We start from the raw sequence: 560 nt of genomic DNA, 5'->3' as shown, positions 1-560 counted from the left end.
GGAACGTTTTATCATCACTAACGGGAATAAATTTTGGAACTGGGGGGCGGAACCATACAAGTACTAAGATATGGTGGGATATTTCAATGAGTCTATTAATTTTGTGTTCGGTTTACGATAAAGATGAACAACAAAAAATATTAAATGAATGTATTGACTAAGATTAACTAAACCACAGAAAAAATCGGCAAGCTCCCGTCAATTTTTGTATGCTCCTTACGTCGAGTTAATAAAGGCAGAAATAAAATAGGGGGCTTTTTGCTATGAACGAAATGATTAATGTAATCGTTGCAGAGCCAATTTATGCTATAGGTATAGGAATGAAGGCGATTTTAGAACAAGTTGATCATGTTACTGTAGTGGATATCGTTGAGGGTGTTGGGCAGGCGGAGGAATTGATAACTGTACATAATCCTCATTTCATAGTAGCCGATTTAACCGTACTGTTATTGCTAACGCATAATGTCCGGAGATTGATGGTGTAAGTTATCCTGCTATTGACGGTTAATCTGACCGCATCCGGATATACGAGAGGGGGAATTATGATAATTCTCCCTGAA

General features: G+C 37.7%; 1 protein-coding gene. It reads left to right on the top strand.

Annotated features, from left to right (window positions below; translation table 11 throughout):
• Window positions 1-263: 263 nt before the first annotated feature.
• Window positions 264-485 carry a hypothetical protein gene (locus tag KQI79_RS27395; RefSeq protein ID WP_216541475.1) on the top strand — a complete coding sequence of 74 codons (222 nt, stop codon included), beginning with the start codon at window positions 264-266 and terminating at the stop codon, window positions 483-485.
• Window positions 486-560: the final 75 nt, after the last annotated feature.

Source organism: Paenibacillus sp. MSJ-34 (genome assembly GCF_018918005.1).
GTDB lineage: Bacteria > Bacillota > Bacilli > Paenibacillales > Paenibacillaceae > MSJ-34.
The sequence above is the reverse complement of the archived record's forward strand: the minus strand, read 5'-3'. Positions and strand labels throughout refer to the sequence as shown.

Excerpts from the sequence above, each read along its gene's own strand:
- KQI79_RS27395 (WP_216541475.1), top strand. The coding sequence starts at position 264 with ATGAACGAAATGATTAATGTAATCGTTGCAGAGCCAATTTATGCTATA.